Source organism: Pseudomonas fluorescens (assembly GCF_040448305.1).
In the GTDB taxonomy this organism is placed as follows: Bacteria; Pseudomonadota; Gammaproteobacteria; order Pseudomonadales; family Pseudomonadaceae; genus Aquipseudomonas; species Aquipseudomonas fluorescens_BH.
Map to the genome: position 1 here is coordinate 5,026,027 of NZ_CP148752.1, position 16,921 is coordinate 5,042,947.

Below are 16,921 nucleotides of genomic sequence, written 5' to 3' on the forward strand. Positions count from 1 at the left end.
ACAGAAGTGGTTCACCCCCCCATGGATATCAAATTCACCAACCGGCTGTCATTCAAGCAAGCCCGGCTTACCGTGCTGGTCGGTTTCATTCTGGGCACGCTGCTCAGCCTGCTGCAAATAGGCATCGATTATGCCAGTGAAGACGCCTCCATCAATCGTGAAATCCTTTCATTACTGGAAATCAGCCACAACCCGGCCTCGCGAATCGCCTACAACATCGACGCCGAACTCGCCAAGGAACTGACCCTGGGCCTGCTGCGCTCGCCAGCGATCATTGGCGCGAAACTGACCGACAACAACGGCATTGTGCTGGCCAACGTCAAGCGACCCGGTGTGGAAAACGGTTACCGGATGCTCAGTGACTTCCTGTTCGGCGCCAATCGACAGTTCGAAGACCGGCTTTACCTGGATCAGTTACCCAACGAATCCCTGGGCACGCTGCGGCTTAACGTCGACACTTACGCCTTCGGCGACCGGTTCCTGCGCCGGGCCGAAGTGACCCTGTTCAATGGGTTCGCCCGCAGCCTGCTGCTGTCCGGCATCCTGCTGGCACTGTTCTATGTGATGCTGACCAAACCCCTGGTGCGGGTCATCCGTGAACTCAGCGGTCGCGACCCGAGCAGCACCGAGCCGACTTCACTGGAGTGTCCCGCCGGGCACGCCAACGATGAGATCGGCGTGCTGGTCAAGGTTGCCAACCAGCAATTCAAGAACACCACCACCGAAATCCAGCAGCGGCGCAACGCGGAAAACCGCCTGACCGAGTACCTCGGCCAACTGGAAAACATCGTCTCGGCCCGCACTGCCGAACTCAAGGCGATCAACGCCCGGCTGAGCCAATCCAACGAGGAACTGGAAGTCGCTCGCAGCACAGCACTGGACATGGCCGAAGCCCGTTCGGTGTTCCTCGCCAACATGAGCCATGAAATCCGCACACCCCTCAATGGCTTGCTCGGGATGATCGCGCTGTCCCTCGACGGGCCGCTGAATGCCGAACAACAGCAACAACTGTCGATCGCCCATGACTCGGGCAAAGTGCTGGTGGAACTGCTCAACGATATTCTCGACTTGTCGAAGTTCGATGCCGGCCAGCTCGAACTCGAACACATCCCCTTCGACCTCGGCTCGCTGATCGAAGACACCGCCAACCTGTTGTCGCAGAACGCCGCCCCCAGCGTCGAACTGACCTGTCTGATCGATCCGCATTTCCCGGCACTGGTGCTCGGCGATCCGACCCGGGTGCGGCAGATCGTCAGTAATCTGCTGTCCAACGCCCTCAAGTTCACCCGTTTCGGGCGGGTCGACGTGCGCCTGTCGACGTTCGGCGACGGCGTCAGAATCGAAGTGTGCGACACCGGCATCGGCATCCCTCAGGATGCCCAGGTCAAAATCTTGCAGCCCTTCACCCAAGCCGGTGTCGGTATTACCCGCCAGTTTGGTGGCACCGGGCTGGGCCTGGCCCTGACCTACAACCTTTGCGAAGCCATGCAGGGGCGCCTGACAATCAGCTCCGAGCCGGGTTTTGGCAGCCAGTTCTGCGCGGATTTGCCATTGCCCAGCCATACCCGTGCAACGGCTGTTTCGCTCAAGGGCAAAGTCATTGCCATCACGGCCGCCAGCAGCGGACTGGGCGAACTGCTCAACAGTCTGTTGCCTGGCTGGGGGCTGGACTATGAACGGCGTTCCATGGATGACCCACTGCTTGGCCTGGCAGCCGACGTGCTCATCACCGACTGCCCCGAATGCCTGTTCAGTTTGCGCCCCACCCTCAGCGCGCCGATCCTGCTGATCACCGCTTATGGCAACTTCATGCCCAGCGAAGAGGTCAACGCCCTCGCCCCCTTGCAACAACAGGCCCGCCCCTTGGCCCGCAATTCGCTGCTTCAGACGTTGCGGCGGATCCTGCAGCCGCAAACCCACCCGATCAACGAGTCCCGACTCGACACGCAATGCCCGCAACGTCGTGGGCGCGTGTTGCTGGTGGAAGATAATCCGGTCAACCAGTTGGTGGCCAAGGGCATGCTCGGCAAACTCGGTTGCGAGGTCACCACCGCGGCTCATGGTGGAGAGGCCCTGGATCAACTCGAGCAACGGGGTTTCGACCTGGTGCTGATGGACTGCAACATGCCGGTGATGGACGGCTATGAAGCCAGCCGGCAAATCCGCCGCAGCGGACGCTGGCCCCAACTGCCCATCGTCGCCCTGACGGCCAACGCCATGTCGGAGGAGCGCGAACGCTGTCGTGCCGCGGGCATGAGCGACTACCTGGCCAAACCCTTCCGGCGCGAAGAACTGGCCGCCCTGCTGGACTTGTGGATCCCCGTTACGACAGTGCCTTGATCTGTCCCAACAGATGATCGAGGCCATCGCGCAAGTCGTTGAGACGATTCAGATCGACCCCGCTGTCGCACAACAGGCGCGCCTTGAGTGGCCCGACCTGATCGCGCAAGGCCGTGCCGGCTGGCGACAGGCTCAGGTGCACTTCACGCTCATCACGCGCTGAACGCTGACGCTGCACCAGTTGCAGTTGTTCCAGGCGCTTGAGCAAGGGTGTCAGCGTGCCGGAATCCAGGGCCAAACGCTCGCCCAATGCCTTGACGGTCGGTTGCTCCGGGGCCGCTTCCTGCCACTCCCACAACACCAGCATCGCCAGGTATTGAGGGTAAGTCAGGCCCAACTGATCGAGCATTGGCTTGTAGGCACGAATCACCGCCCGGGAAGCCGCGTACAGCTTGAAACACAGCTGACTGTCGAGCTTCAGGGAATCGATTGACAAAGTGTTCATTTGAGCAGAGCTTCGATCTCGCGGGTCAGGTCCTGCGGCTTGGTCGCCGGGGCGAAGCGCTTGACCAGTTGCCCGTCCTTGCCGATCAGGAACTTGGTGAAGTTCCACTTGATGCCCTGGGAACCCAGCACCCCCGGTGCGCGCTTTTTCAATTGCACGAACAGCGGATGGGCGTCGGCACCATTGACGTCGATCTTTTTGAACAGCGGGAAGCTGACACCGAAGTTCAGCTCGCAGAATTCGGAAATCGCCCCTTCGTTGCCCGGCTCTTGCTTGCCGAACTGGTTGCAGGGAAAACCGAGCACCACCAGGCCCTGGTCCTTGTAGGTCTGCCACAGCTCTTCCAGGCCTTTGTACTGCGGAGTGAAACCGCATTTGCTGGCCGTATTGACCACCAGCACGGCTTTGCCGGCGAAATCCGCCAGGGTCTTTTGCTCACCCTTGATCGTGGTGCAAGGAATGCTCAGCAGGTTGTCGCTCATGTTTGAGGCTCCAAGTGAATGGCAGAGACAACAAAATAGCGAGCAATTGAATTGTGTGCAATTTAATTAATCAAACCGCTGACCAACCGTAGGAGCTGCCGAAGGCTGCGATCTTTTGATCCGGCCTTTTAAGGTCAGAAGATCGCAGCCTTCGGCAGCTCCTACAGGGCTCGCATTACCCGCGCGGTACCAGGTCCAGGCACACCGAATTGATGCAGTAACGCAGGCCCGTCGGCGGCGGACCATCAGGGAATACATGCCCCAGGTGCGCGTCGCATTTGGCGCAAACCACTTCGGTGCGGATCATGCCGTGGCTGACATCACGGATTTCGGTCATGGCGCTGTCGCCGATCGGCGCATAGAAACTCGGCCAGCCGCAGCCGGAATCGAACTTGGTTCTGGAGTCGAACAGCGGCTCGTTACAGCAGATGCAGTGGTAGACACCGTCGGTCTTGGTGGCGTTGTATTTGCCGGAAAACGGACGTTCGGTGCCTTTGAGGCGGCACACGTTGTACTGCTCTGGATCGAGCATCGCCTTCCATTCTTCCAGGGTTTTTTCCAACTTTTCCATCATCACACCTCAGCGGCTGAAAAAGCCCGATCTGTACCTTTTCCACGGATCGGGCGGCACGTATGATTGCGCCTCGTCAAACGCCAGTCTGGCAGCCAGACCACGCGCATTCAAACGGAAATATGGGTGCTGCATCTCAAGGCGTCAGGCCTGTGTGAATACGCAGGATTCCCAGCACGGTTGCCCAAACGCCGTCTGGATCGTTCATTTTCGGGAACACATCGCCATGCAGGTCAGCAAATCGAACAAGCTCGCCAACGTCTGCTACGACATTCGCGGCCCGGTGCTCAAGCACGCCAAGCGCCTGGAAGAGGAAGGCCATCGCATCCTCAAGCTGAACATCGGCAACCCGGCGCCCTTTGGTTTCGAAGCACCGGATGAAATCCTCCAGGACGTGATCCGCAACCTGCCGACCGCCCAGGGCTACAGCGATTCCAAGGGCCTGTTCAGTGCGCGCAAGGCCGTCATGCAGTACTACCAGCAAAAGCAGGTGGAAGGCGTCGGCATTGAAGACATCTACCTGGGCAACGGCGTTTCCGAACTGATCGTGATGTCGATGCAGGCCCTGCTCAACAATGGCGACGAAGTGCTGGTGCCAGCGCCGGACTATCCATTGTGGACCGCTGCCGTGAGCCTGTCTGGCGGCAATCCGGTGCATTACCTGTGCGACGAGCAAGCCAACTGGTGGCCGGACCTGGCCGACATCAAGGCCAAGATCACCCCTAACACCAAGGCCCTGGTGATCATCAACCCGAACAATCCAACCGGCGCGGTGTATTCGAAGGAAGTGCTGCTGGGCATGCTGGAACTGGCCCGCCAGCACAACCTGGTGGTGTTCTCCGACGAGATCTACGACAAGATCCTCTACGACGATGCCGTGCACATCTGCACCGCCTCCCTGGCGCCGGACCTGCTGTGCCTGACCTTCAACGGTCTGTCCAAATCCTATCGCGTCGCCGGTTTCCGTTCCGGCTGGATCGCCATTTCTGGCCCGAAACACCACGCCCAGAGCTACATCGAAGGCATCGACATGCTGGCGAACATGCGCCTGTGCGCCAACGTGCCGAGCCAGCACGCGATCCAGACCGCCCTGGGTGGCTATCAGAGCATCAATGACCTGGTGCTGCCGCAGGGCCGCCTGCTGGAGCAACGCAACCGCACCTGGGAGTTGCTCAACGACATTCCGGGCGTGAGCTGCGTCAAGCCTATGGGCGCGCTGTATGCATTCCCGCGGATCGACCCCAAGGTCTGCCCGATCCATAACGACGAAAAGTTCGTCCTCGACCTGCTGCTCTCCGAGAAGCTACTGGTGGTTCAAGGCACCGCATTCAACTGGCCATGGCCAGACCACTTCCGCGTCGTGACCCTGCCCCGTGTCGATGACCTGGAAATGGCCATCGGACGCATCGGCGGCTTCCTCAAGTCCTACCGCCAGTAAGCGATCTGTCACCGTGCGACCTTCCCGCAGGTCGCACGGTGATTCATCCGGCAACATTTGTTTGCATTACGCCGCTGGCAGTCGCTTTGTCGCTGCCGGACAGCGCCTTGCCTGCTCGCGCCTAACAAAGGCGGGGCCTTCGACACGAATTGACTGACAAACACTTCCCGCATACTTGTCGGAAATGCCCTGCAAGCAGCTAGACTGTTGCCGTAGGACACAGTTTGAAATAGTCACCCGGTTGAATACCCCGGTGCAGCACCTTATATACCCCGCAGTACGCTACATCTTTAGCTTGAGGAGATTTCTACAACCATGATGCGCATCCTGCTGTTCTTGGCCACTAACCTGGCGGTCGTGCTGATTGCCAGCATCACCCTGAGCCTTTTCGGCTTCAACGGGTTCATGGCGGCCAATGGGGTTGACCTCAACCTCAATCAGCTGCTGATCTTCTGTGCGGTCTTTGGTTTCGCAGGTTCGCTGTTCTCGCTGTTCATCTCCAAGTGGATGGCGAAGATGAGCACCAGCACCCAGATCATCACCCAGCCACGCACCCGTCACGAGCAATGGCTGCTGCAAACCGTAGAGCAACTGTCCCGCGAAGCCGGGATCAAGATGCCCGAAGTCGGTATCTTCCCGGCCTACGAGGCGAACGCCTTCGCCACCGGCTGGAACAAGAACGACGCATTGGTCGCGGTCAGCCAGGGTTTGCTCGAGCGCTTCTCGCCGGATGAAGTGAAAGCCGTCCTGGCCCACGAAATCGGCCACGTAGCCAATGGCGACATGGTTACCCTGGCGTTGATCCAGGGCGTGGTGAACACCTTCGTGATGTTCTTCGCACGGATCATCGGCAATTTCGTCGACAAGGTGATCTTCAAGAACGAAGAAGGCCAGGGCATTGCCTACTACGTGGCAACCATCTTCGCCGAACTGGTTCTGGGCATCCTGGCCAGCGCCATCGTCATGTGGTTCTCGCGCAAGCGCGAATTCCGTGCCGACGAAGCCGGTGCAAACCTGGCCGGCACCGCCGCGATGATTGGCGCCCTGCAACGCCTGCGGGCGGAACAAGGGCTGCCGGTGCACATGCCCGACACCCTGAACGCCTTTGGCATCAACGGTGGGATCAAGCAAGGGTTCGCTCGCATGTTCATGAGCCACCCGCCGCTGGAAGAGCGTATCGACGCTCTGGCTCGTCGTCGGGGCTAATACACTCCACAGCAAAGAAAAAGGCCCGCAGCGATGCGGGCCTTTTTTTGTCTGTTCAAAAGCTTCAGTGCTTTTCAGGGCCTCTTCGCGGGCAAGCCCGCTCCCACAGGATCTGCGAACGCCACAGATCATTGTGGGAGCGGGCTTGCCCGCGAAGAGGCCGGAACTAACAACTAATTACCGACTGGAAACCCGATACACCCGCTCCTCCAGCCGCGTGACACCTGCCTCCAGAAACTTCCCGCTCTCGCTCAAAACATCCTGATCCTCCAGGATCTTCAGCGCCCACGAGTCCCCGAACAGCCGCCGCACCTCATCATCGAGCACAGCAAACGGCGGACCGGGCATTTGCGCCTGGTCATAGTCCAAGGTAATCACCAGGCCATGGGACTCCTTCGGCAGTATCCGCTTCAAATGGACGGCATAGCGCTCTCGCATTTCCGCCGGCAACGCGATCAACGCCGCGCGATCATAGAGTGCGGAGCAATCAGCCACATCGCCGGCCGTCAGCTCGAAGAAATCGCCGCACCACAGCTCAATGGAACCTGCCCGATAAACCTTGAACGGCCCCTGCTCGCTGACGGCCGGATCAAAGCCATGTTCGCTGAAAAACTCCTCGACGGCTTTTTCCGACAGTTCGACTCCCAAGACCTCATGGCCTTGATGGGCGAGCCATAGCAAATCCAGGCTTTTTCCACATAACGGCACCAACACGCGTGCGCCTTCTTCAAGGCTTAACGCTGGCCAGAACCGCTTTAGATGAGGGTTCACCTGCGGCAGGTGAAAGCCGATCTGGTTCGCCGCCCATTTCTTGTGCCAAAACTCAGGCTGCATAATTAACCCCGAAAATTCGATCAAAACACCCTAAAACTTATATTAGATTTAGATTAATGATCTGACTGAAGATGTTGCATCTTAACTCTCAGGAGCTCATTCATGTTCCCCAGCCTGTACATATCCCACGGCTCCCCCATGCTCGCCCTGGAACCCGGCGCCAGCGGGCCGGCACTTGCCCGCCTGGCCGCCGAAATACCGAAGCCCAAGGCCATTGTGATTGTTTCCGCGCACTGGGAAAGCAATGAGCTGCTGGTCAGTGGCAACCCGCAACCGGAAACCTGGCATGACTTCGGTGGCTTTCCCAAAGCCCTGTTCGAAGTCCAGTACCCGGCTCCCGGCGCCCCATCACTCGCCGCAGAGGTTGCCGAGTTATTGAAAACCGCTGGCTTTGCTGCACGTATCGACAGCAATCGGCCTTTCGACCATGGCGTCTGGGTGCCTTTATCGCTGATGTACCCGCAGGCAGACATCCCGATTGTCCAGGTTTCATTGCCCACCCGTGGCGGCCCCGCCCTGCAGACCCGTGTTGGCCACGCGCTGGCCAGCCTGCGCGAACATGGCGTCCTGCTGATCGGCTCCGGCAGCATCACTCACAACCTGCGGGAACTGGACTGGCATGCCGGCCCCGAGAGCATTGAGCCCTGGGCCCAGGCATTTCGCGACTGGATGATCGAGAAACTCGCAGCGAATGACGAAGCCGCGTTGCACGACTATCGCGCGCAGGCGCCAAACGCTGTACGCAATCATCCGAGTGATGAGCACTTGTTGCCGTTGTACTTTGCCCGCGCTGCCGGGGGGCAGTTCAGTGTTGCTCACCAAGGGTTCACCATGGGTGCGCTGGGCATGGACATTTACCGCTTCGGCTGACAGACAGACCGTTTCGCGGCCTTAGTCGGAACGCCGCCCGGAGCAAGCCCGCTCCCACAGAGCTCAAGCGTCGACCACAAAACAGCAGGCATAAAAAATCCCCGAACCAGTCGGGGATTTTTTATGTTCGATCAATCAGCCCGAGAGCGGATCAATCTTCGCGGTAGCGACGCAGCTTCAACTGCTTACCGGCAACGCGAGTGTCCTTCAGCTTGGTCAGCAACTTCTCAAGACCATCTTCCGGCAGCTCGACGAGGCTGAAGCTGTCACGCACCTGGATGCGACCGATCGCTTCACGCGCCAGGCCACCTTCGTTGAGGATAGCGCCCAGCAGGTTCTTGGCAGCGATACCGTCACGCGCGCCCAGCGCGGTACGGCAACGTGCACGGCCTTCGCCCAGTGGCATCGGAGCACGACGCTCGCGGTCGCCACGCTCAGGACGATCACCGGAACGCTCTGGACGATCGCCACGCGGTGCATTGTTCGGCACCAGTGGACGTTCTTTCTCGATAGCGGCCAGGGTCAGCGCTTGAGCGTTGGTAGCCTTGCGCAGCAGAGCAGCGGCCAGGGCACGCGGGGTGCAACCGATGTCGGCGGTCAGACGATCCAGCAGATCGCCATGAGTCGATTCGGCATCAGCAACCAGCGGCGACAGGCTGTTGGTCAGTTTCTTGATGCGCGCATCCAGAACGGCTTGAGCGTCCGGCAGGCGAACTTCAGCAACCTTTTGACCGGTTACACGCTCGATCACTTGCAGCATGCGGCGCTCACGCGGAGTCACCAGCAGCAGTGCACGACCTTCGCGACCGGCACGGCCGGTACGGCCGATACGGTGAACGTAGGATTCTGGGTCGTACGGCATGTCAACGTTGAACACGTGAGTGATGCGTGGAACGTCCAGGCCACGAGCGGCAACGTCGGTCGCCACAACGATGTCCAGACGGCCATCCTTGAGGGAGTCGATCACGCGCTCACGCTGGTTCTGGGCGATGTCACCGTTCAGCGCAGCGGCTTTGTAGCCTTTGGCTTCCAGGGCACTGGCCAGATCCAGGGTCGCTTGCTTGGTGCGCACGAACATGATCAGGGCGTCGAAATCTTCCACTTCCAGCAAGCTGAGAACGGCCGAAGTCTTCTGGTCAGCGTGAACCAGCAGGTGAGCCTGCTCGATCGCGGTAACGGTCTGGGTCTTGGTCTGGATCTTCACGTGTTGCGGATCGCGCAGGTGGCGTTCAGCAATGGCACGGATCGACTGCGGCAGGGTGGCCGAGAACAATACGGTCTGACGAGTGACAGGCAAGGCCTTGAAGATAACTTCCAGGTCGTCCATGAAGCCCAGTTTGAGCATTTCGTCGGCTTCGTCGAGAACCAGGTGGTTCACGGTCGCCAGTACTTTTTCGTCGCGACGCAGGTGGTCGCACAGACGGCCCGGAGTGGCGACAACGATCTGTGCGCCATTACGGATTGCTTTCAGCTGTGGGCCCATCGGCGCGCCGCCGTAGACAGCCACAACAGTTACGCCCGGCATTTGCTTGGCGTAGGTTTCGAAAGCGGTTGCAACTTGTAGCGCCAACTCACGAGTTGGGGCCAGGATCAGGGCTTGCGGTTCGCGCTTTGCAGGATCGATGCGATGCAGGATCGGCAGGGCGAACGCAGCGGTTTTACCCGTACCGGTTTGCGCCTGACCAATCATGTCGTGACCGGCCATGATGATCGGGATCGATTGCTGCTGAATAGCCGATGGCTCTTCGTAGCCAGTCGCGGTGACGGCTGCAAGAATATTCGGATTAAGATTAAAAGCGGCGAAGCCGCCGGTTTCCTGGGTCATGGGTCTGCCTCTAAGTGCATCCGCAAAGACCCATGCTCCAAAGCTGCGCGTGCCGTGTTGAGACTCAAGAGTCGCCCTGGCAGCTTTGTCGGCGGGGATTTGCGAAAACGAATGAATGAAAAGAATCGTCAAGGGAGAGTCCGCAGTACGGACGTGCAGCCGAAGCTGACTTCGGGGAATTGCTCTACCTAAACGCGGCCCGGCTAAAGGCCGGCGCGCACTATACCGGAATTTGCCCAAAAAGGGAGCTTTTTTTATCGAAAAACCACCGAATACGCCGTTGTGTCACAAGCTTTGCGAATAATCGATCGGCCGTCTATTTTTCAAAGGCCCGGCCTTGCGGGTGATGGCGCTAAAACGGTTCACCCTTTGCCGTGCAGACCGCCGGTCCGGCACGCCCTTCCCACCCCGAGGATCGCTCCATGAATCAGCCCAGCTCCAGTCGAGTCAGCCGCGAACGGCATGGTCATGTGTTCATGATCGGTCTGGATCGGGTAACCAAGCGTAACGCCTTCGATCTCGACCTGCTCAACGCGTTGAGCCTGGCCTATGGCGAGTTCGAAGCCGACAGCGAGGCGCGTGTGGCGGTGGTGTTCGCTCATGGCGAGCACTTCACCGCCGGGCTCGACCTGGTCAATGCCGGCACCACGTTCGCTGACGGCTGGCAGGTTCCGCCCGGCGGCTGTGATCCGTGGGGGGTGTTCGCAGGTCCCCGGGTCAGCAAACCGGTGATTGTCGCCGCCCAAGGGTATTGCCTGACCATCGGTATCGAATTGATGCTGGCCGCCGACATCAACCTGTGCGCCAGCAACACCCGGTTCGCGCAGATGGAAGTGCAACGCGGACTCTTCCCGTTCGGCGGCGCCACCCTGCGTCTGCATCAAGTCTCCGGTTGGGGAAATGCCATGCGCTGGTTATTGACCGGTGATGAATTCGACGCCCGTGATGCTTTGCACCTGGGTCTGGTGCAGGAGGTCATGGCCAGTGAGGACTTGCTACCCCGGGCGATTGAACTGGCCGAGCGGATCGCCCGCCAGGCACCGCTTGGGGTGCAGGCGACGCTGATGTCTGCGCGACAGGCCCGGTATGAAGGGGAAACAGCGGCGGCACAGGCGTTGCCGCTGCTGGTCAAGAAGTTGATGGCCAGCGAGGACGTCAAGGAAGGTGTGCGGTCGATGGTGGAGCGGCGGCCTGGGGTCTTCAAAGGGCTTTGATTTTTATACTGGCTTTGATGGCCCTTTCGCGGGCAAGCCCGCTCCCACAGGGTCCGGTCAGCTCCGAAGATCCATAGATGTGGGAGCGGGCTTGCCCGCGAAGGGGCCCGTCCAGACGATCAATTAATCAAGTAGCCGGACGAATGCACTTGATCAACGACTGCAACGAATACCCCAACCGCGGCGCCAGCGCTTCGGCGCGGGCAATCAAGCCGTCCATGTCCAGTTCCTGATCCAGCTCCGACGGCACGATCAGAATCACGTTGCCCTCCTTCACCGGCAGCTCCCAGTAATGTCGGTGGTACAAACCGCGCAACAAGGCGGCGCCCAAGGGTTTGCCATCGTCAGTAGCCCACTGATTGATGACCAGCCAGCCACCCGGATTCAATCGCTTCTGGCAGTTTTCCAGAAAGCTCCAGGCCAGATGTCCGACACCCGGACCGACGTCGGTATAAAGGTCGACGAAAATCAGGTCCGCCGATTCGGCGGTGTCCAGCAGCTCCAGCGCATCGCCAACGCGGATGTACAGGCGCGGATCGTCATCCAGCCCCAGATATTCAATGGCCAGGCGCGGTACGTCCGGGCGCAACTCGATGGCCTCGACATCTTCCAGCGGCAGGAACTTGAGGCAGGCCTGGGTCAGCGTACCGGCACCGAGGCCGAGGAACAGCGCGCTTTCCGGCTGCTCATGGCACAGCGCGCCGATCAGCATCGCCCGGGTGTAGTCGTACTCGAGCCAGCTCGGGTCGGCCGTGAACACGCAGCTTTGCTCGATGGCATCACCGAACTCGAGAAAACGGTAATCGGCCACTTCCAGCACGCGAATCACGCCGAACTCGTCCTGTACCTCGGCGAGCAGATGCTCGACGCGCTCCTCAGTCATTTCATCTCCTGATCGTCACCGGGACCGGCAACGCAATAACACCGCCTGTAGAGAGCGGCAAAGGCGAGATTGTCGGCGAAGCGACGGGAACAGGTCACGCACTAATTTGCTGATAACATGGACGTCCGAGCGAAAACACTAGAGACCGTGATGAGCCAACCCTGGAGCCCTGACAGCTGGCGCGCCCTGCCGATCCAGCAACAACCCCGATACCCTGACGCCGCGCATTTGCAGCAGGTCGAGCAGACCCTGGCCAGCTATCCGCCACTGGTGTTTGCCGGTGAAGCCCGGGAGTTGCGCCGTCAGTTTGCCGAAGTGACCCAGGGCCGCGCGTTTCTGTTGCAGGGCGGTGATTGCGCCGAAAGCTTCGCCGAGTTCTCCGCGGCGAAAATCCGCGACACCTTCAAGGTGTTGTTGCAGATGGCGATCGTGATGACTTTTGCCGCCGGCTGCCCGGTGGTCAAGGTCGGGCGCATGGCCGGGCAATTCGCCAAACCGCGTTCGGCCAACGACGAAACCATCGATGGCGTGACCCTGCCCGCCTACCGTGGCGACATCGTCAACGGCATCGGTTTCGACGAAAAAAGCCGCGTGCCGGACCCGGAACGCCTGCTGCAGTCCTATCACCAGTCCACCGCCACCCTGAACCTGTTGCGCGCGTTCGCCCAGGGCGGGTTTGCCGATCTGCATCAGGTGCACAAGTGGAACCTGGACTTCATTGCCAACTCGGCACTGGCGGAAAAGTACAGCCACCTGGCCGACCGCATCGATGAAACCCTGGCGTTCATGCGCGCCTGCGGCATGGACAGTTCGCCGCAGTTACGCGAAACCAGTTTCTTCACCGCCCACGAAGCGCTGCTGCTGAACTACGAAGAAGCCTTCGTGCGTCGCGACAGCCTGACCAACGACTACTACGACTGCTCGGCCCACATGCTGTGGATCGGCGACCGCACCCGCCAACTCGACGGCGCCCACGTCGAATTCCTGCGCGGGGTGAACAACCCGATCGGGGTCAAGGTCGGCCCGAGCATGAACCCCGACGACCTGATTCGCTTGATCGACGTGCTCAACCCGCAGAACGATCCCGGTCGCCTGAACCTGATCGCGCGGATGGGCGCGAACAAGGTCGGCGATCACTTGCCGCAGCTGATCCGCGCCGTCCAGCGCGAAGGCAAACAGGTGCTGTGGAGTTCCGACCCGATGCACGGCAACACCATCAAGGCCAGCAGCGGCTACAAGACCCGCGACTTTGCGCAGATCCTTGGCGAGGTGAAGCAGTTCTTCCAGGTGCACGAAGCCGAAGGCAGTTATGCCGGGGGTATCCATATCGAAATGACCGGACAGAACGTGACCGAGTGCATCGGTGGTGCGCGGCCGATCACCGAAGATGGCTTGTCGGATCGCTATCACACCCATTGCGACCCACGGATGAATGCCGATCAGTCGCTGGAACTGGCGTTTTTGATTGCTGAGACACTGAAGCAGGTTCGGCGCTAAATCCCGGCGCCCCCATCGCGAGCAGGTCGGATCGCCGCACCGTCGCTCCCACATTGGACAGCGTTCCCCTGTGGGAGCGAGCCTGCTCGCGAAGAGGCCAGCTCAGCCACCCTCAATCTGTGCCAACGCCACCCGCAACCTTGCCGCACTCGCCCGCGGGCAATTGAGCTGAACCTGCGCCAGCCCCAGCCAATCCGCCATCTGCCGCAGATTGGCCGCCAACGCCAGCATCCCCTCCTCATCCAGCCCCGCGTCCTCTTCATGCACCGCATGCACGGCCAAACGGCCCGCCGCCCGTTCGGCGCGCAGATCGACCCGTGCAGCAATCCGCTCGTTGTGCAAAAACGGCAGGACGTAATAGCCGTACACCCGTTTGTCCTGCGGCGTATAGATCTCCAGCCGATAGCGGAAATCAAACAGCCGCTCGGTCCGGCTGCGCTCCCAGACCAGCGAATCGAACGGTGAGAGGAAGGCACTGGACGTGACTTTGCGCGGCACTTTTGGCTCGGGCAGACAATAGGCCGGTTGTCGCCAGCCCTGGACTTCGCAAGCCAGCAATTCCCCGGCCTCGACCAACTCGGCCAAACGTGAGCGGCTGTCCGCAAGGTTCAAGCGGAAATAATCACGCAAGTCCTTCTCCGTACCGACCCCCAAGGCCGTTGCCGCATGCCGCAACAGGCCGCGCTGGGCCTCGTCTTCACTCAGGACGGGGTGCGCAAGCACCACCGAGGGAATCACCCGCTCCGGCAGATCGTAGAGCCTTTCGAATCCGCGCCGCCCGGCGACGGTCACTTCACCGGCTGCGAACAGCCATTCCAGCGCGTGTTTTTCCGCGCTCCAGTCCCACCAGGGCCCTGCCCGTTCCTGACGGGTCGACAGACTTCCGGCACCCAACGCGCCCTGCTCCTCGACCGAAGCCAGCACCCGACGAATCGTGTCCTGCTGCTCACGGCCAAAGCGCGCCAATTGTTGATAAATGTCTTCGCCACGGCTCGCACGCTGCATGCGCCAACGCATCAGGGGGTACATGGAAAGTGGCAATAACGAGGCTTCATGACCCCAATACTCGAACAACGTACGGCGCCGGCCCTGACTCCAGGCCGCCTGGTCGAGCAAATCGGAGGAATAATTGCCTAGGCGGGAAAACAGCGGAAGGTAGTGCGAACGCACCAATGCATTGACCGAATCGATCTGCAGAATGCCCAGCCGTTCGATCAGGCGATTGAGCGCAACAGCCTTGATCGCCGCTGGCGGCGACCGCCCGTTGAACCCTTGGGCGGCCAGCGCCAGACGCCGAGCCTGTTTGAGGGTAAAGGACAATGTTGCGGGCATGGGTGCCTCCTTGTCTGCTCGCAACCTACCTCACCGGTAAGGGGTTTGTGTAGCGTGGCATTCATCATTTATGCATCGGGTCATTCCAGAACGGTTTGATCGACTCGTTCTCCACATCCGCACGGCTCATGCCGATGTCCTTGAGCGCTTCGTCGCTCAAGCTCGCCAGCAGTTCGCGCTCGCGGTGCAGTTCGTACCAGCGGCCGACCTTGTGCAGCAGATCGGATATCACGTGAATCGAGTGTTTTTCTGATCCCTGGAACTCGTGTTGACCTTTCATCTTGTTGCCCTCCGTTTGGATGGCTCCAGTCTCGCGCCGGGTCTAAGATCAATCCAACGAATGTTTCTGATGTCACATATCTCGGAGATTGATGGATGTCCGCCTACCCGAGTATCGATACCGAAGTGTTGCGCACCTTCGTCGCCATCGCCGACCAAGGCGGCTTTACCCGAGCCGGCGAAATCGTCAACCGCACCCAGTCAGCCGTTAGCATGCAGATGAAACGACTGGAAGAAGATGTACTGCAGCGCCAGTTGTTCCAGCGTGACGGGCGGCAGGTGCGGCTGACGGCCGAGGGCCAGGTGTTGCTCGGCTATGCGCGACGCATCCTCAAGCTGCACAGCGAAGTGTTCAACACCTTGCGTGAACCCGACATGGTCGGCACCGTGCGCATCGGCACGCCGGACGATTATGTGATGCGATTCCTCCCGGGGATTCTGCGCCGGTTTGCCCAGTCTTACCCGCTGATTCAGATAGAAGTGCACTGCGAATCATCAAAACAACTGTTGATGCGCCAGGACCTCGACCTGTCTATCGTCACCCGCGAACCGGGCAGCGAAATCGGCCAGTTGTTGCGCAAGGAACGTTTTGTCTGGGCCGAAGCGCAATGCTACAGCGCTCATGAGCAGACGCCGCTGCCACTGGCGATGTTCAACAGTGATTGTTTCTGCCGTCTGTGGGCCTGCAATGCCCTGGATGCCCGGGGGCGCGATTACCGGGTGGCGTACAACAGCGACAGCCTGTCGGCGATCATGGCGGTGGTCAGCGCCGGCCTGGCCGTCACGGCGCAACTTGAAAGCCTGATCACCGCGGACATGCGCATCCTCGGTGAGGCCGAGGACCTGCCGCTGCTGCCCGAGGCCAGCATCATGCTCGTGCGCAACCTGCATAACCCGTCACCCATCACCGAGTGCCTGGCCGAGCACATCGTCGAAGGCTTCAAACTTTAAAGGCGAGCATCACCGCACAGAACACCAGGAACCCGCAAAACAACCCGCGCAGCAGCCGCTCCGGCAATGCGTGGGCAACCTTCACGCCCCAACTGATGCTCATCAACCCACCGACCGCCAAGGGTAAGCCGATCACCCAGCTGACCTGATGGTGCACGGCGTAAGTCACCAGCGTCACCCCGGTACTCGGCAAGGCCAGCGCCAACGACAACCCCTGCGCAACCACCTGGCTGGTGCCGAACAGACTGGTCAGCACCGGCGTCGCCACCACCGCGCCCCCCACGCCGAACAACCCGCCCATCGTGCCGGATGCAGCGCCAAGCACGCCCAGCCAGGGCCATGAGTAGTTCATCTGCGAAGCCGCCGGGGTGCTGGCGGCGAACATGCGAACGAGGTTGTACGCCGACAGCGCGATCAGAAAGGCGACAAAGCCTATGCGCATGGTTTGTGCATCAATGCCCACCGCCCAGATCGATCCGAGCCAGGCGAAGCAGAACCCCATGATGGCCAGCGGTAACGCGTGGCGCAGTTCGATCCGGTTGCGCTGATGATAGCGCCACAGCGCCAGCATCACGTTCGGCACCACCATCACCAGCGCCGTGCCTTGGGCTATCTGCTGATCGAGCCCGAACAGCACACCCAGCAGCGGAATGGCGATCAGGCCGCCGCCGATGCCAAACAACCCGCCGAGCGTACCCAACGCAGCGCCGAACACCAGATACATCAAGAACTCAATCACAGCATTTTCCCCGTT

At 60.3% G+C, this 16,921-nt stretch carries 16 protein-coding genes; 7 read left to right on the forward strand and 9 right to left on the reverse strand.

Annotated features, from left to right (window positions below; translation table 11 throughout):
• Positions 1 to 21 precede the first annotated feature (21 nt).
• Positions 22 to 2,340: a response regulator gene (locus WHX55_RS22695; protein ID WP_353741375.1), complete on the forward strand. Its 2,319-nt coding sequence runs from the start codon at positions 22 to 24 to the stop codon at positions 2,338 to 2,340.
• On the opposite strand, the gene WHX55_RS22700 is transcribed toward WHX55_RS22695, so the two are convergent.
• From WHX55_RS22700 to msrB, 3 genes are all read right to left on the reverse strand, one after another.
• Positions 2,324 to 2,785 (reverse strand): MarR family transcriptional regulator, encoded by a 462-nt coding sequence (locus WHX55_RS22700; protein WP_150759480.1) that lies wholly within the window; start codon positions 2,783 to 2,785, stop codon positions 2,324 to 2,326. The genes WHX55_RS22695 and WHX55_RS22700 overlap by 17 nt on opposite strands.
• A complete protein-coding gene (locus tag WHX55_RS22705) occupies positions 2,782 to 3,267 on the reverse strand; it encodes a glutathione peroxidase (RefSeq protein ID WP_056727098.1) in 486 nt (161 codons plus the stop codon). Before WHX55_RS22705 ends, WHX55_RS22700 begins: the two co-directional genes overlap by 4 nt.
• 175 nt (positions 3,268 to 3,442) lie before the next feature.
• Positions 3,443 to 3,838, reverse strand: coding sequence for a peptide-methionine (R)-S-oxide reductase MsrB (msrB, locus tag WHX55_RS22710; protein ID WP_150726300.1), 396 nt, complete (start codon positions 3,836 to 3,838; stop codon positions 3,443 to 3,445).
• Positions 3,839 to 4,064: 226 nt separating this feature from the next.
• Here msrB and WHX55_RS22715 point away from each other — a divergent pair, with 226 nt between their 5' ends.
• Both WHX55_RS22715 and htpX read left to right on the forward strand, forming a co-directional pair.
• Positions 4,065 to 5,276, forward strand: a complete 1,212-nt coding sequence (locus WHX55_RS22715; RefSeq protein WP_007973513.1) for a pyridoxal phosphate-dependent aminotransferase — start codon at positions 4,065 to 4,067, stop codon at positions 5,274 to 5,276.
• Positions 5,277 to 5,591: 315 nt separating this feature from the next.
• Complete coding sequence (gene htpX / locus WHX55_RS22720) at positions 5,592 to 6,482, forward strand: protease HtpX (RefSeq protein ID WP_007973520.1); 891 nt, start codon at positions 5,592 to 5,594, stop codon at positions 6,480 to 6,482.
• Between the two features lie 177 nt (positions 6,483 to 6,659).
• On the opposite strand, the gene WHX55_RS22725 is transcribed toward htpX, so the two are convergent.
• Complete coding sequence (locus tag WHX55_RS22725) at positions 6,660 to 7,316, reverse strand: thiopurine S-methyltransferase (protein WP_150759482.1); 657 nt, start codon at positions 7,314 to 7,316, stop codon at positions 6,660 to 6,662.
• A gap of 102 nt (positions 7,317 to 7,418) precedes the next feature.
• On the opposite strand from WHX55_RS22725, the gene WHX55_RS22730 reads away from it, so the two are divergent.
• A complete protein-coding gene (locus WHX55_RS22730) occupies positions 7,419 to 8,186 on the forward strand; it encodes a class III extradiol ring-cleavage dioxygenase (protein WP_353741376.1) in 768 nt (255 codons plus the stop codon).
• Positions 8,187 to 8,337: 151 nt separating this feature from the next.
• Here the strand turns inward: WHX55_RS22730 and WHX55_RS22735 are convergent, their stop codons facing one another.
• Entirely contained in the window at positions 8,338 to 10,011 is a 1,674-nt protein-coding gene (locus WHX55_RS22735; RefSeq protein WP_150726297.1) for a DEAD/DEAH box helicase, read from the reverse strand.
• 422 nt (positions 10,012 to 10,433) lie between these two features.
• Here WHX55_RS22735 and WHX55_RS22740 point away from each other — a divergent pair, with 422 nt between their 5' ends.
• On the forward strand, positions 10,434 to 11,225 hold the full coding sequence (locus tag WHX55_RS22740) for a crotonase/enoyl-CoA hydratase family protein (RefSeq protein ID WP_150759483.1): 792 nt from the start codon (positions 10,434 to 10,436) through the stop codon (positions 11,223 to 11,225).
• A 127-nt stretch (positions 11,226 to 11,352) separates the two neighbouring features.
• On the opposite strand, the gene WHX55_RS22745 is transcribed toward WHX55_RS22740, so the two are convergent.
• Positions 11,353 to 12,108 (reverse strand): spermidine synthase, encoded by a 756-nt coding sequence (locus tag WHX55_RS22745; protein WP_150726295.1) that lies wholly within the window; start codon positions 12,106 to 12,108, stop codon positions 11,353 to 11,355.
• A 150-nt stretch (positions 12,109 to 12,258) separates the two neighbouring features.
• Here WHX55_RS22745 and WHX55_RS22750 point away from each other — a divergent pair, with 150 nt between their 5' ends.
• Positions 12,259 to 13,605, forward strand: coding sequence for a class II 3-deoxy-7-phosphoheptulonate synthase (locus tag WHX55_RS22750; protein ID WP_150759484.1), 1,347 nt, complete (start codon positions 12,259 to 12,261; stop codon positions 13,603 to 13,605).
• Between the two features lie 102 nt (positions 13,606 to 13,707).
• On the opposite strand, the gene WHX55_RS22755 is transcribed toward WHX55_RS22750, so the two are convergent.
• Both WHX55_RS22755 and WHX55_RS22760 read right to left on the reverse strand, forming a co-directional pair.
• Complete coding sequence (locus WHX55_RS22755; protein WP_353741377.1) at positions 13,708 to 14,937, reverse strand: winged helix-turn-helix domain-containing protein; 1,230 nt, start codon at positions 14,935 to 14,937, stop codon at positions 13,708 to 13,710.
• A gap of 64 nt (positions 14,938 to 15,001) precedes the next feature.
• On the reverse strand, positions 15,002 to 15,217 hold the full coding sequence (locus tag WHX55_RS22760) for a DUF1127 domain-containing protein (RefSeq protein WP_008049076.1): 216 nt from the start codon (positions 15,215 to 15,217) through the stop codon (positions 15,002 to 15,004).
• Positions 15,218 to 15,312: 95 nt separating this feature from the next.
• On the opposite strand from WHX55_RS22760, the gene WHX55_RS22765 reads away from it, so the two are divergent.
• Positions 15,313 to 16,167 (forward strand): LysR substrate-binding domain-containing protein, encoded by an 855-nt coding sequence (locus tag WHX55_RS22765; protein ID WP_150726292.1) that lies wholly within the window; start codon positions 15,313 to 15,315, stop codon positions 16,165 to 16,167.
• On the opposite strand, the gene WHX55_RS22770 is transcribed toward WHX55_RS22765, so the two are convergent.
• Positions 16,157 to 16,891 carry a sulfite exporter TauE/SafE family protein gene (locus WHX55_RS22770; RefSeq protein ID WP_353743076.1) on the reverse strand — a complete coding sequence of 245 codons (735 nt, stop codon included), beginning with the start codon at positions 16,889 to 16,891 and terminating at the stop codon, positions 16,157 to 16,159. The genes WHX55_RS22765 and WHX55_RS22770 overlap by 11 nt on opposite strands.
• Positions 16,892 to 16,921: the final 30 nt, after the last annotated feature.